The organism is Streptomyces sp. NPDC086519, assembly GCF_040686075.1.
Lineage (GTDB): Bacteria > Actinomycetota > Actinomycetes > Streptomycetales > Streptomycetaceae > Streptomyces > Streptomyces shenzhenensis.
Map to the genome: position 1 here is coordinate 1 of NZ_JBFBJL010000122.1, position 14,138 is coordinate 14,138.

10 protein-coding genes, 1 pseudogene and 1 riboswitch are annotated in these 14,138 nt (G+C 73.0%); of the genes and pseudogenes, 6 read left to right on the plus strand and 5 right to left on the minus strand.

The genetic code is table 11. From position 1 onward, the window contains the following. The first annotated feature begins 299 nt into the window (after window positions 1-299). From AB0P24_RS46725 to AB0P24_RS46735, 3 genes are all read left to right on the plus strand, one after another. Entirely contained in the window at window positions 300-1,652 is a 1,353-nt protein-coding gene (locus tag AB0P24_RS46725) for an FAD-binding protein (RefSeq protein WP_365805396.1), read from the plus strand. A 140-nt stretch (window positions 1,653-1,792) separates the two neighbouring features. Further along, entirely contained in the window at window positions 1,793-2,959 is a 1,167-nt protein-coding gene (locus AB0P24_RS46730; RefSeq protein WP_365805398.1) for a serine hydrolase domain-containing protein, read from the plus strand. After that, window positions 2,956-4,488: an alpha/beta hydrolase gene (locus AB0P24_RS46735; protein WP_365805400.1), complete on the plus strand. Its 1,533-nt coding sequence runs from the start codon at window positions 2,956-2,958 to the stop codon at window positions 4,486-4,488. Before AB0P24_RS46730 ends, AB0P24_RS46735 begins: the two co-directional genes overlap by 4 nt. Before the next feature lie 138 nt (window positions 4,489-4,626). Here the strand turns inward: AB0P24_RS46735 and pgm are convergent, their stop codons facing one another. The 5 genes from pgm to AB0P24_RS46760 form a co-directional block, all read right to left on the minus strand. Next, window positions 4,627-6,267 carry a phosphoglucomutase (alpha-D-glucose-1,6-bisphosphate-dependent) gene (gene pgm, locus AB0P24_RS46740; RefSeq protein ID WP_365805402.1) on the minus strand — a complete coding sequence of 547 codons (1,641 nt, stop codon included), beginning with the start codon at window positions 6,265-6,267 and terminating at the stop codon, window positions 4,627-4,629. Between the two features lie 120 nt (window positions 6,268-6,387). After that, complete coding sequence (locus tag AB0P24_RS46745; protein WP_365805404.1) at window positions 6,388-6,774, minus strand: barstar family protein; 387 nt, start codon at window positions 6,772-6,774, stop codon at window positions 6,388-6,390. Between the two features lie 224 nt (window positions 6,775-6,998). After that, on the minus strand, window positions 6,999-7,754 hold the full coding sequence (locus AB0P24_RS46750; protein WP_365805406.1) for a CbtA family protein: 756 nt from the start codon (window positions 7,752-7,754) through the stop codon (window positions 6,999-7,001). A 22-nt stretch (window positions 7,755-7,776) separates the two neighbouring features. Further along, window positions 7,777-7,998, minus strand: a complete 222-nt coding sequence (locus AB0P24_RS46755) for a CbtB-domain containing protein (protein WP_365805408.1) — start codon at window positions 7,996-7,998, stop codon at window positions 7,777-7,779. Window positions 7,999-8,034: 36 nt separating this feature from the next. Continuing rightward, window positions 8,035-8,175: riboswitch (cobalamin riboswitch) on the minus strand. A 67-nt stretch (window positions 8,176-8,242) separates the two neighbouring features. Continuing rightward, window positions 8,243-9,298, minus strand: a complete 1,056-nt coding sequence (locus AB0P24_RS46760; protein WP_365805410.1) for an enoyl-CoA hydratase/isomerase family protein — start codon at window positions 9,296-9,298, stop codon at window positions 8,243-8,245. Window positions 9,299-9,638: 340 nt separating this feature from the next. Between AB0P24_RS46760 and AB0P24_RS46765 the strand changes: the two genes are divergently transcribed. The 3 genes and pseudogenes from AB0P24_RS46765 to AB0P24_RS46775 all read left to right on the plus strand — a co-directional run bounded on the left by AB0P24_RS46765 (window position 9,639) and on the right by AB0P24_RS46775 (window position 14,091). After that, window positions 9,639-10,835, plus strand: coding sequence for an EfeM/EfeO family lipoprotein (locus tag AB0P24_RS46765; RefSeq protein WP_365805412.1), 1,197 nt, complete (start codon window positions 9,639-9,641; stop codon window positions 10,833-10,835). After that, a pseudogene (gene efeB, locus AB0P24_RS46770) lies at window positions 10,832-12,072 on the plus strand (iron uptake transporter deferrochelatase/peroxidase subunit). Before AB0P24_RS46765 ends, efeB begins: the two are co-directional and overlap by 4 nt. Window positions 12,073-12,285: 213 nt before the next feature. Continuing rightward, window positions 12,286-14,091: an alkaline phosphatase family protein gene (locus tag AB0P24_RS46775; RefSeq protein ID WP_365805413.1), complete on the plus strand. Its 1,806-nt coding sequence runs from the start codon at window positions 12,286-12,288 to the stop codon at window positions 14,089-14,091. Window positions 14,092-14,138 lie beyond the last annotated feature (47 nt).

Below are 14,138 nucleotides of genomic sequence, written 5' to 3' on the forward strand. Positions count from 1 at the left end.
CGGTCCGCGGCCCGCGCGGGCGACGCGCCGGCCGGGGGCGACGCGCCGGCCGGGGACGGCGTGTCGACTGCGTTTGCTGTTTCGCGGGAGCGGGACAGACCAGAACACCTCTCAGCGGGCTCGCGCTCCGGGGCGCGACGGGGACGGGGCAGTACTCCGGTCACGCTGCTCTCCGGATTCCGGCAGGGTAAACCCACCCTGGTGTTCAGATGCAAAGTGGGGAACGGCATCCGTCCGCCGCGCCCCGGCACGAAAATGGTTCCGCCCGTGTCGGCCGATGCCCATTTGGAGTGTGCCGCGTGACGTCGTCGGACCGTGTCTCCGAGCGATTCGTGGAACTGCTGGACACCCGCCAGGAGATCCTGCGGGAGGCCGCGGAGGACTTCGGACACCTGGTGTGCGCGCCGCCCCTGGGCGTACTGCGGCCCCGGTCGGCGGCCGAGGTCAGGGACGCGCTGGCGTATGCCGGGCCGCGCGGGATCCCGGTGGCGGCGCGGGCCGGTGGCCATTCGATGTACGGCCAGGGGCAGGCGCGCGACGGGATCGTCCTCGACCTGCGTGACCTCGGCGCGGTCGGGCCGGTGACCGGGGACCGGGTCGAGGTCCAGGCGGGGGCGGTGTGGCGGGACGTGCTCGCCGCGACCCTCCCGTACGGGCTGGCCCCGCCCGTCCTCACCGACTACCTGGGTGCCGGGGTCGGCGGTGTGCTCAGCGTCGGCGGGCTGGGCGGCGCGAGCCACCGGCACGGCCTGGTCGCGGACTCGGTGCTGGAGCTGGAGGTGGTGACCGGCGCCGGCGAGCACCTGGTCTGCTCACCGGATCAGCACGGCGCCCTCTTCCACGCCGTCCTGGCCGGCCTGGGTCAGGTGGCCGTCATCGTCCGGGCCACCGTGCGCCTGTCCCCCGCGCCCGCCCTCGTGCGCCGCTACTGCCTGTACTACCCCGACCTCGACGGCTACCTGGCCGACCAGCGCCTGCTGGCGGCGGACCGGCGGCTCGCCCACCTGGAGGGCCAGGCGCGCCCCACCGAGGACTCCGCCCACGGCTGGACGTACATGGTGGAGGCGGTCACCGCCCACCAGGGACCGACCCCGCCCGACGACAGGACCCTCCTCGGCGGCCTCTCCTTCGCCACCTCCGAGATCACGGACCTCGGATACGCCGAGTTCGCGAACCGGGTCGCCACCGACGAGGAGATCCTGCGCGAGACCGGCGAGTGGCTGCACCCGCACCCCTGGCTGAACCTTCTCCTCCCCGACGACACCGCCGCGTCCGTCGTGAACGGCATCCTCGCCGACCCCGGCTTCCAGGACCTGCGCGTCAACGGGCTGGTCCTGCTCTACCCACTCCTCACCAGCACCCTGCGGGCCCCGCTATTCCGCCGCCCGCGCGGCGAGGTCGTCCATCTGCTCGCCCTGTTGCGCACCGCCGTCCCCGGCGCGGCCGGCCCGATGGTGGCCGCCAACCGCACGGCGTACGAGTACGCGCGGACCAGGGGCGCGGTGGCCTACCCGGTCAACGCGCTGCCGATGTCCCCCGGTGACTGGCGGGACCACTACGGCAGCCGGTGGAACACCCTGGCCGAGGCCAGGGCCCGCCACGACCCGCACGGGATCCTGGGCCGCGGGCACGGGCTGTGGGGAGGGTCGTGAGACGGGAGCGCGCACGAACGCCGGCGTCGGGTTCCGCCGGGGGGGGTTCACCCCAGGCTCCGGCGGGGGGCTGTCCCCCGGCTGAATGCGGCAGCCCGCTGGAGTGATCGGGGGGCGGCCCGTGCCTAGCGTGAGCGCACATGGCAACGTTCTCCCTCAAGTCCGCCCTGGCGTTATCGGTGGCGGCGCTCGTGCTGGCGTCCGCACCGGCGGCCCTCGCACGGTCGTCGCCTCCGGAGCACGCCGAGCGCTGCGGTCCGCACGACGGTGTCCGCCGGGCACTGACCGAACTGACCACCGGCGATCACATCACCGGCGCCTCGGTCCTCGCCGACGGCCCGTGCGGGCGCTGGACCGCGACCGCGGGCACGGCCGATCTGGGCACCGGCCGCCCGATGAACACCACCGACCGGCTGCGCGTCGGCAGCGTCACCAAGACGTTCACCGCGACGGTCGTCCTGCAACTCGCCGCCGAGCACCGGCTCTCGCTCGACGCAGCCGTCGGCCGCTACCTGCCGGGGCTGATCGACGCCCACGGCTACGACGGCCGGCGCATCACCGTACGGCAACTCCTGCGGCACACCAGCGGATTGCCCGACTACCTCGACGCACCGGAGTGGGAGCACCCGGAACGGCTGCGGTACCGCCGTTTCACACCGCGCGAGTTGATCAGCCGAGCTCTCGAACTGCCCCGCCCGCAACAGCGCTGGCACTACGCCACCACCAACTATCTGGTGCTGGGCCTGCTCGTCCAGAAGGTCACCGGGCACCGCCCGGAGGACGAGATCGGCCGCCGGGTGATCCGGCCCCTCGGGCTGCGCGACACCTACTGGCCCGGCGACGGGACACGGATCCAAGGGCCGCACTCCCACAGCTACTTCACGTCCGACGACGGTCGGCGCGCCGACGGCACCGACTGGAACATGTCCTTCGGCGGGGTCGGCGGTGCCCTCGTCTCCACGCAGGGCGATCTCACCCGGTTCGCCACCGCGCTGCTCGGCGGCCGGCTGCTGAGCGGGGCCGGGCTGGCGGAGATGAAGCGGACGGTGGCCGCCGATCCGGACCGGCTGTGGCCCGGCGCCCGGTACGGACTGGGGCTGATCTCGTCGTCGCTGTCGTGCGGCGGGGTGTGGTGGGGACACGCCGGGACCGTGCCCGGGGGGCATCGCGCGCTGGTCGCCGTCGGCCCCGGCGGGCACAGCGTGGCCGTCGCCCTGAACCAGGTCCCGGACAGCCTCCAGGCCGAACTGGACTTCCAGAACCTCGTCGACACCTCCCTCTGCGCCACCGAAAGGAGCTCCGCATGACCGACTTCGCGGCCACGGCCGCCCTGGCCCTGGCCGGCGTCCTGGCCCTCGGCACCACACCGGCCGCCACCCATGCCCCGGACCCGCTGGCCCGTTACCACCACCAGCACCTCACCTGGAAGAGCTGCGTGCTCGGCCCCGACGACGACACCGGCAAGGCGCTGCGGAAGGCGGGCGCCCGCTGCGCCGATGTCACCGTGCCGCTGGACTACGGCCGTCCGGACGGCCGAACCGTCACCGTCGCCGTCTCCCGCATCAAGGCCACCGACACCGCCCACCGGGTCGGTGCGCTGCTGCTCAACAGCGGTGGCCCGGGCGGGCAGACGATCGGTGACCCGCCGTGGGTGCGGGCGGCGATGAAGGGCGTGGGCAAGCGGTACGACGTGGTCGGCGTGGACCCGCGTTTCGTCGGCCGCAGCACTCCCATGGACTGCCACTGGCCCACCGGCTCGGCGATCCGCGGCCCGGGGCACGACCGGGCCGGGTTCGACCGCTCGACCGCCTTCGCCGGGGAACTCGCCCGCGACTGCCGGAAGTACGAGGGCGACGTCCTGCCGTACGTCACCACCCGCGACACCGCGCGGGACATGGACGTGGTCCGCGCGGCGCTCGGTGAGCGGCGGATCTCCTACCTCGGCTACTCGTACGGCAGTTACCTGGGCGAGGTGTACGCCACGATGTTCCCGGAGCGCACGGACCGGGTCGTGCTGGACGGGGTGGCCGACCCCGACCGGTACGGCCCCCGGCTGCTGCGCGGCTCGGAGCCCGCGGGCCGGCACGCGCTGCGCGACTGGGCCGCCTGGGCCGCCGCCCGCGACACGACGTACGGCCTGGGCCACAGCCGGGAGGCGGTGCTCGCGGTCGTGGACCGGGTCCAGGCCGCCGCCGAGCGCGCGCCGCTGCGGGTGGGCGGCTACCGGGTGGACGAGAGCGTCGCGCCGATGGTCGTCTTCGACGGCCTCTCCCAGGACAACGACGCGGCCTACGGCGACTTCGCGGCGGCCGTCCGCGACCTGCGGGACGCGGCCGACGGCAGGCCGGTCGACCCGAGTCCGTGGCTCGCCGACACGCTCGGCTTCATGCTGACCGGTGCCGAGTCGGCGTACGGCAGTGTGCAGATGGCCGTCCTCTGCGGGGACGTCGGCGCGCCCCGCGACCCGGAGACCTACTGGCGTGACGTGCAACGGGCCCGCGCGCGGGACCCGTTGTTCGGGCCGGTGACCAACAACATCGGGCCGTGCGCCTTCTGGGACCCGCCGCGCGAGCGCCCGACCACGATCAGGGACGACCTGCCGGCCCTCCTCGTGAACGCGACCGGCGACCCGCGCACCGTCTACGAGGGCGCGCAGGCGGTGCACCGCGACTGGCCCAGCTCCCGGCTGGTGACCCTGCGCGGTGCGGACCAGCACGCGGTGTTCGGTGTCTACGGCAGTGACTGCGCCGACGCGGCGGTCAACGCGTATCTCGCCACCGGGCGGCTGCCGGCGGCGGACGTCACCTGCGCCGCGCGTCCTGTGCCGGCGCCCTGACCCGCTCCCACCGCACCCGTGGCCCGGGCAGGCCGCACCGGACCTGCCCGGGCCACGCCCGTGCCCGTGCCCGCGCCCGCCGCACCTTCGCGAGCCGGCCACCGCCTCCGGCGCGGAGCTCGCGAAGGTGTCCGGGCGTCAGCCGCCGAGGGCGGTCATCACCACCGCCTTGGCCTCCTCCTGCACCCGGGCCAGGTGGTCGGGGCCCTGGAAGGACTCGGCGTAGATCTTGTAGACGTCCTCGGTGCCGGACGGGCGGGCCGCGAACCAGGCGTTCTCCGTGGTCACCTTGATGCCCCCGATCGCGGCGCCGTTGCCGGGCGCCTCCGTGAGCACCGCGGTGACCGCCTCGCCGGCCAGGGTCTCGGCGGTGACCTGGGCCGGGGAGAGCTTGGCGAGGAGAGCCTTCTCCTCCCGGGTGGCGGGGGCGTCGATGCGGGCGTAGGCGGGTTCGCCGAAGCGGGCGGTGAGGTCGGCGTAGTGCTCGGACGGGGTCCGGTCCGTCACGGCCGTGATCTCGGAGGCGAGCAGGGCGAGCAGGATGCCGTCCTTGTCGGTGGTCCACACCGAGCCGTCCCGGCGCAGGAAGGAGGCGCCGGCCGACTCCTCGCCGCCGAACCCGATGGCACCGCTGACCAGTCCGTCCACGAACCACTTGAACCCGACCGGGACCTCGACCAGTTGGCGGCCGAGGTCGGCGGCGACCCGGTCGATCATCGAGGAGGACACCAGGGTCTTGCCGATACCGGCGTCCGCCGCCCACTGCCCGCGGTGGCGGTAGAGGTAGGAGATGGCGACGGCCAGGTAGTGGTTGGGGTTCATCAGGCCGGCGTCGCGGGTGACGATGCCGTGCCGGTCGGCGTCGGCGTCGTTGCCGGTGGCGACGCGGAAGTCGGCCCGCTTCTCGATGAGCGAGGCCATCGCGTACGGCGAGGAGCAGTCCATGCGGATCTTGCCGTCCCAGTCCAGCGTCATGAAACGCCAGGTGGGGTCGGTGTACGGGTTGACCACGGTGAGGTCGAGGCCGTGCCGTTCGGCGATCCGGCCCCAGTAGGCGACCGAGGCCCCGCCGAGCGGGTCGGCGCCGATGCGGAGTCCGGACGCCCGGACCGCGTCGAGGTCGAGGACGCTGGGCAGGTCGTCGACGTAGACGCCCATGAAGTCGTACCGGCCGGTGGTCGGCGCGGCGAGCGCGCGCTCGTACGGGATGCGCCGTACGTCCTTCATCCCGCCCGCGATGATCTGGTTGGCGCGGTCCTGGATCCAGGACGTGGCGTCGGAGGCGGCGGGGCCGCCGCTGGGCGGGTTGTACTTGAAGCCGCCGTCGGCCGGCGGGTTGTGCGAGGGGGTGACCACGACGCCGTCCGCGAGGCCGGCCGTACGGCCCCGGTTGTGGGTGAGGATGGCGTGCGAGACGGCGGGGGTGGGGGTGTAGCCGTCGGCGCTGTCGATCAGGACGGTCACGCCGCCCGCGGCGAAGACCTCCAGTGCGGTGGCCTTGGCGGGCTCGGACAGGGCGTGGGTGTCGGCGCCCAGGAAGAGGGGCCCGTCGATGCCCTGGCCGCTCCGGTACTCGCAGATGGCCTGGCTGGTGGCCGCGATGTGGTCCTCGTTGAACGCGGTCGTCAGCGACGATCCGCGGTGTCCCGAGGTGCCGAACGCCACCCGCTGGCCCGGGTCGGACGGGTCGGGGTGCAGCGCGTAGTAGGCCGTGACCAGCCGGGCCACGTCGACGAGGTCCTCCGGAGCCGCCGGCCGGCCCGCTCGCTCATGCGGCATGAGTCCACTTCCTCCGCAGTCGTTGATCGATCGCTCGCCGCCCATCTTCCCTTGTCAGCGGCCGCGGACGCGAGTGGGGCACCGGCCGCGCGCCGAGGACACGGCGGGTTCACGGCGGGTTCACCGCAGTCGCAGCGCGCCCGGGGCCCGCTGTTCGAAGATGTCGAGCAGCCAGTCGAAGACGGTGGCGCCGAGGCCCGCGCGGGCCTCGGCCAACTCCGCGGCGACGGCGGCGCGGTTGGAGGGGTGGCTGCGGGCGAGCCGGATCTCCAGCTGGCGGGCGGTCTCCGCATGCCCCAGATTCGCACGGGATGCGCCGTGGTCGCGCCACTCGAAGACGAAGTCGCGGTCGTCGGGCGTGCCGAAGCCGCCGCTGAGACAGTCGGCGAACGCGTCGAGGTTACGGCCGAAGTAGCCGCCGGGCCCGTTGACCGCCTCGCCGATCACCCGCCAGAAGTCCTCCAGGGTCGTGATCGCGGTGCCGTCCAGTACATAGGTCTCCGTCACGGCCCGCAGGATACGACGGCGCACCGGCCGCCCGGGCGTCGGCCGCGCGGACATCGACCCGGCGGGCCGCAACCCGCCCTGTCGACATGGCGTGTTACCGCGCAGGAGGCCGGACCGCCCGGCGGTGCGTGCGGCCGGCGCGCGGGGGTGGGTGAGCGAACGCGCGAGGACCCCCCGGGCGTTCCGGAGGGCCCTCGCGTGTCGTTCGGTGGGCAGGGTGCCGGTCAGTGCGGAGCGGGCACCGTGCGCGCCGCGGCCCGCGCCCTGGCCGGCCCGGGGTTGAGGACGCGCTCGGCCAGTTCGCCGAACAGCAGGCCGAATCCGCCCCACAGCGACACCTGGATGGCGAGCGCCGAGAGCCGGAACCGCCACAGCAGGGTGGCCGGGAAGTCCTTCGGCACCTCGTTGACGACCGGCAGGAACTGGTATGCCACCCCGATGACGACGGCGAACGCGACCACCGCGAGCACGGTCGCCCACCAGGTGCCCAGCCGTGGCTGGAGCCGCTTGCCGAGGATGGTGACGGCCACCGCGAGGAGCACGCTGAGCAGCATCATCAGGAAGTACAGCGCGGTCCGCTTGCCGATGGTGTCCGGGTCGCCCACCGACGGCGGGTTGGCCGGGTACTTCAGGAACGGCACCACGTAGACGGCGACGAGCGCGCAGCCGGACAGCAGCAGCGCGGTCGCCCGTGGCGAGAAGCGGCCGACGCGGCCGAGGGCGAAGCAGTAGGCCAGGGCGGCGATCCCGCCGAAGGCGACCCCGTAGACCAGGACGCCGGTGGCCAGGCCGGCGGTGGACTGCAGGGAGCGGGAGACGACCTCCGTCTCGTGCTCGTGCGCGTGGGCGGCCTCGAAGCCGATCGCCTTGCCGACGTCGGGCTCACCGAGCAGGTAGGCGACGACGAGGGCGAGCAGACCGGCGGCCAGACCGGCCAGCATGCCCCGCACCAGGAGGATTCGGACCGTTGCGGAGTTCATGGGCGCTACGGCGTCCCTCCCGTCAGTGGCAGGGGAAGCCGAGCAGGTGGCGGGCGTCGTGCACCCACTCGTGAACGTCCGTGCCGCTGAACACGGAGGTGGCGCCCTGTTCGGCGCCGACGAAGTAGAGCAGGACCAGCATCAGGATGCCGAAGAAGACCGCCCACGGGGCTATCGCGGACAGCGGCAGCTTGGCGGGAACGGCGGGCGTGGTGGCTGTCGGCGGAGCGACGGTCTGCGCCATGGCAGGACCTCCTCTGGGAGTTCGCGTCCCATCTCGGTGGTGCACAGGACGACGGCCACGGGTCTGACTCACAAGCAGCCCTGGGGCTCTTGCATACAGTGGCGCGACCGTTCCGGATTCCCACCGGCTTCCGTCTCGCCGTCGTCATATCGGACCGACCGTACCGCGTGTCAGGGGCACGGCCAAGACCGCGTCACCAGGCGTGATCTTCGTCTCGCGCCTGGTGGGCGGCGGCCAAAGCGGCTCAGACGGGCGGGGCGAGGCCCAGTTCGCGCTCGCCGAGCGGAGCGAAGAAGCGCTCGACATCGGCGTCGGTGACCTCGGCGAGGGTGGCCGGGGACCAGTGCGGGGTGCGGTCCTTGTCGACGACCTGGGCGCGGATGCCCTCCACCAGGTCATGGGTGGCGAGGGTCGCGCAGGAGACGCGGTACTCCTGGTCCAGGACCCGCTCCAGCGAGCCGAGCCGGCGGGCCCGGCGCAGCGCCTCCAGCGTGACCTTCAGAGCGGTGGGCGACCTGGACAGCAGGGTGTCCGCGGTCTCCTTCGCCGCCGGGTCGCCGTGCGCGAGCAGCCGCTGGACGATCTCCTCGACCGTGCCGGCCGGGTAGCAGGCGTCGATCCACGCCCGGTGCCCGGCCAACTCGCCGTCCGGCGGCTGCCGTACCTGCCGGGCGAGCGCCTCGGGCACGGGCAGGACGGCGAGGTCGGCGACGAACGCGGGGATCGAGCCGGACGGCATGTAGTGGTCGGCGAGGCCGCACAGCAGGGCGTCGGCGGCGCCGATCCCGGCGCCGGTCAGCGCGAGATGCGTGCCGAGTTCACCGGGTGCGCGACCGAGCAGGTAGGTCCCGCCGACGTCGGGCACGAAGCCGATCCCGGTCTCCGGCATGGCGATCAGCGACCGCTCGGTGGCGATCCGGACGCCGCCGTGCGCCGAGACGCCGACCCCGCCGCCCATGACGATGCCGTCCATGACCGCGACGTACGGCTTCGGGTAGCGGGCGATGCGGGCGTTGAGCCGGTACTCGTCCCGCCAGAACGCGGCCGCGGCCGACCCGTCGCCGTCCCGGGCGTCGTCGTGGACGGCCCGGATGTCACCACCGGCGCACAGGCCGCGCTCCCCTGCTCCGGTGATGACGACGGTCTGGACGGCCGGGTCGTGCTCCCAGGCGGTGAGCGCCTCGTCGACGCGGCGCACCATCGCGTGCGACAGCGCGTTGATGGCCTTCGGCCGGTTGAGCGTGATGTGCGCGGCCCGTCCGCTGACGTGGAGCAGGACGGGTTCCTCGGCGCCGGTCATCCGGACACCTCCGCCGGGCCGCGGGCCACGATGAGGCGCATGATCTCCTCGGTTCCTTCCGGGATCGGGTGGACCGGTTGGTCACGGACGATCTTCTCGCGACCGTCCGGTCCTCGGCACGCCGCCCCCCTCACAGGCCCCGTCCCACGCGCGCCCTCACCGGCCGCGCGGAACAGGAGCCGTCGCCGCCGCATCGCGGAACCGACGCAGCGGGTCCCCTGGAGGTGCGGTGAACCGGCAGGGAACTCTTGGTCATGGGTTTCCCTGGACGGCCGTTCGAGTACAAAGGGCCGCCTAACATGAGGCGATCACGAACGGTACGAACCCCCGGGAGTTCGGGATGGTGTTGACCGGCCTCAGCTGGAGGTCGTTGCGCCCCTGGGCGGTCGTCGGTGTCGCCGTCGTATGCCTGGTGGCCGGGTTTCTGGCGCTCCCGCGCGGCTCACGCCGCGCGCACGCCGACCCGGCCGCGCTGCCGCACACCGCCGTGGAGGTGTCCGCCAGCCGCTGCGGCCGGGGGTGGAGCAGGCCGGTGCCCGGGGTCCAGGTCTTCGACCTGCACAACCCCACCGACGGGTCCGCCGAGGTCCTCCTGGAGGACCCGGGGAGCCGGGCCGTGTACGGCGAGGTGGAGGGCATCGGGCCCGGTACGACCCGGGAGCTGACCGTCCGGCTCGGCAAGGGCGCGTACGCGTTCAGGTGCGTGCCCGACGACGCCGACGCCGTCACCGGGCCGACCGTCCGCATCGCCAGGGGCCGTGGTGGCCCGGCCGCGGCCCCGGTCAGCGAGCACGACCTGATCCCGCCGGCGCTCGCCTACCAGAAGTGGGTGGGCAGCGGCCTGTCCGGCGTCGTACGGCTGACCACGACCCTGCGGGACGCGGTCGACCGCGGCGATCTCGCCGCCGCCCGCACCGCCTGGCTGCCGGCGCACCTGGAGTACGAGCGGCTGGGCGCCGCGTACGACGCCTTCGGTGACGCCGACGGCGCGATCAACGGCACCGACGCCGGGCTGCCCGGCGGGGTGCGCGACAAGGACTTCACCGGCTTCCACCGGGTCGAGTACGGGCTGTGGCACGGCGAGTCGGCCGCCGGCCTGCGCGGCCCGGCGGCCGGCCTGGTGAAGGCGGTCACCGCGCTGCGCGACGACTGGGCGCAGACCCGGATGGACCCGGCCCAGCTGGGGCTGCGGGCGCACGAGATCCTGGAGAACACCGTGCAGTTCGAGCTGACCGGCCGTACCGACTACGGCAGCGGCAGCAACCTCGCCACCGCCCGCGCCAACCTGGACGGCACGGTGGAGGTCATGTCCCGGCTGCACCCGCTGCTGGCCACCCGGTACGCCCCTCTGGCCGGTCTGGAGAGCGAGTTGAGGCGGGCGGGCACGACCCTCGACCGCTTCGGCCACGGCGGCACCTGGACACCGCTCGGCAAGCTCGGCCACCGGCAGCGCGAGGACGTCGACGCGGTCCTCGGTGACCTGGTGGAGCGGCTGGCGTCGGTGGCGACCCTGTGCGATCCGCGGAGGACGGTATGAGCGCCGACGGGACGACGGGCAGCGGCGCGGTGGGCCGCCGCGGGTTCCTGCGCGGCGCGGCCCTCGCGGGCGCGGGACTGGCGGCCGGCGGCGCGGCGGCCCCCGGCACGGACACCGCGACCGGCACCGGCACGCCCGCGATAGCCCCCTTCCACGGCGCCCGCCAGCAGTCCGCGATCGCCGCGCCCCGCCGGACGACCGTGTTCACGTCCTTCGACGTCACCGCCGGCGACCGCGCCGAGCTGACCGAGCTGCTGCACACGCTCACCGACCGCGCCCGCTTCCTCACCTCCGGCGGCACCCCGGACCCGGTCGGCGTCACCGGGCCGCCCGCCGACTCGGGCGTCCTCGGCGGGCAACTGCCGCCGCGCGCCCTGGCGGTGACCGTCGGCGTCGGCGGCTCCCTCTTCGACGACCGGTACGGGCTCGGGAAACTGAGACCGCGTCGGCTGACGGCGATGCCGGCGTTCCCGGACGACGACCTGCGGCCCGAGTGGTGCCACGGCGACCTCAGTGTGCAGTTGCACGCGGACGACACCGACACCGTCTGCACGCGCTGCGCGACATCGCCCGGCACACCCGGGGCGGTATGCAGGTCCGCTGGCGGATGGACGGCTTCACCAGCCCGCCCCGCCCGTCCGGCACCCCGCGCAACCTGTTCGGGTTCAAGGACGGCACCGCCAACCCGAAGACCGCCAGCGCCCGGGAGATGGACCGGCTGGTGTGGGTCGGCAAGGACTCCGGAGAACCGCAGTGGGCGGTCGGCGGCAGCTACCAGGCGGTACGGCTGATCCGGATGCTGGTGGAGTTCTGGGACCGGGTCTCGCTCACCGAGCAGGAGCGCATGTTCGGCCGGTCCCGCGAGTCCGGGGCGCCCCTGGACGGCAACGCCGAGCACGACACGCCCGACTACGCCGACGACCCCAAGGGTGACGTCATCCCGCTGGACGCGCACATCCGGCTGGCCAACCCGCGCACCACGGCCACCGCCGACCAGCGGCTCCTGCGCCGTGCCTACAACTACGACCGGGGCATGGACAGCAACGGCAACCTCGACATGGGCCTGCTGTTCTGCTGCTACCAGCAGGACCTGGCCCGGCAGTTCGAGACCGTGCAGAAGCGGCTGGCCGGGGAGCCGCTGGTCGACTACGTCTCGCCGTTCGGCGGCGGCTACTTCTTCGTCCTGCCCGGCGTGCGGGACCGGGACGACTGGTACGGACGCGCTCTGCTGACCTGAGCTTGTTCGAACAACTCCATGGCAGTTCCGTAGCCCAAACGGTCAATACACAGTCAAAATTTACCCCAACATCCCTGACCCGGTGTTCATTCACCCGCCATCATGGCTCCGCCGGAGCGCCCGCGAACGAGCGAAGCATCCCTGCCAGTACGACGCAGTGACGTTCATGCCCGGAGGGGAACCAGCATGGCCAGCACAGGAAGACGAACGGCGATGAGGAGCCTCTGCGTCCTCGCGGGGGCCACCGCGCTCACGGTCCTCGGGGCTGCCGCGCCCGGCTGGGCCGCCGAACCCGCCGGGCACAGCGGCGGCTCGTCGACCGCCACCCCGATCAAGCACGTGGTCGTGCTGTTCGGCGAGAACATCTCCTTCGACCACTACTTCGCGACCTACCCGAAGGCCGCGAACACCGACGGCACGAAGTTCACGGCGTCCAAGAAGACCCCGAAGGACATCGACACCCTCGCGCACGCCGGGCTGCTGACGAAGAACCCGAACCAGTACCTGCCCAAGCGGCTCACCCCGGCGCAGGCGATGACCTGCGACCAGAACCACTCCTACGGGCCCGAGCAGCTGGCCTACGACGGCGGCAAGGCCGACCAGTTCGTGCAGAACACCGAGGTCGACAAGTGCAGCGGCGGCCTGTTCGGCGAGCCGGGCCTGGTGATGGACTACTACGACGGAAACACCGTCACCGGTCTGTGGAACTACGCCCAGCAGTACGCCCTCAACGACCGTTCCTTCAGCTCGGTCTACGGCCCGTCCACGCCCGGCGCGCTCAACCTGGTCTCGGGTCAGACGCACGGCGCGATCTCGGTGGACCCGGTCACCGGCAAGCAGACGTCGACGCCCGACTCGTACGCCATCGCGTCCCCGAACGCGAAGGGCGTCGGCACGGTCATCAACGACCCCGACCCGGCGTACGACGACTGCTCCGGCAAGGACCACACCAGCACCAGCGCCCTCGCGGCGCTCCAGGGCAGGAACATCGGCGACCTGCTCAACGCCGAGCACGTGACGTGGGGCTGGTTCCAGGGCGGCTTCCGCCCGTCCACGGCCTACGACGGCACGTCCGGCTCCTACGCCAAGTGCGACACCACGCACACCAACGTCGGCGGCGCCTCCGTGGTCGACTACAGCCCGCACCACAACCCGTTCTCGTACTACAAGTCGACGTCCAACCCGCACCACCTGGCGCCGAAGAACGTCAACGAGATCGGTCACAACGGCCAGGCCAACCACAACTACGACCTGACCGACTTCACCGCGGTCGCCAAGGCGGGCAAGCTGCCGGCCGTCAGCTTCCTCAAGGCCGGTGCGTACCAGGACGGCCACGCAGGCTACTCCGACCCGACCGACGAGCAGCACTTCCTCGTCAACGAGATCAACACCATCCAGAGCTCGCCGCAGTGGAAGTCCACCGCGATCGTCGTGGCCTACGACGACTCCGACGGCTGGTACGACCACGCCTACGCCAAGCCCCGCAACGGCTCCACGGACACCACGGTCGGCTCCAACGGCAAGGCCCTCGACAGCGCCGCCTGCCAGTCCGGCCCGGCCGCGTCCGGCGGCTACGCCGACCGCTGCGGCCCCGGCACCCGGCAGCCGCTGCTGGTCATCTCGCCCTACAGCAAGGTGAACAAGGTCGACCACACCCAGACCGACCAGTCCTCGATCACCCGCTTCATCGAGGACAACTGGCACACCGGCCGCGTCGGCGACCACTCCTTCGACGCCGCCGCGGGCTCGCTGACGAACATGTTCGACTTCCGGCACCCCAACAACAAGCAGGTGCTGCTGAACTCGGACGGCTCCGTGAAGCACATCGGCCCGATCCGCCACGTCGCCCCGGTGAGCACCCGCATCACCCCGGGCCCGGCGATGGTGGACACGGCCGCGACGACCGGCTCCGGCCAGTTCCCGGTCCTTGCGGTCAGCCTCGGCGCGGGCGCCCTGCTGGCCGCCGGCGCCACGGGCACGTACCTGACCCTGCGCCGCAGGCAGCGCACGGCCGCCTGACGCCGGCCCCGCCCTGACCCGCTCGGCACGGTCCGCCTTCCCGGACC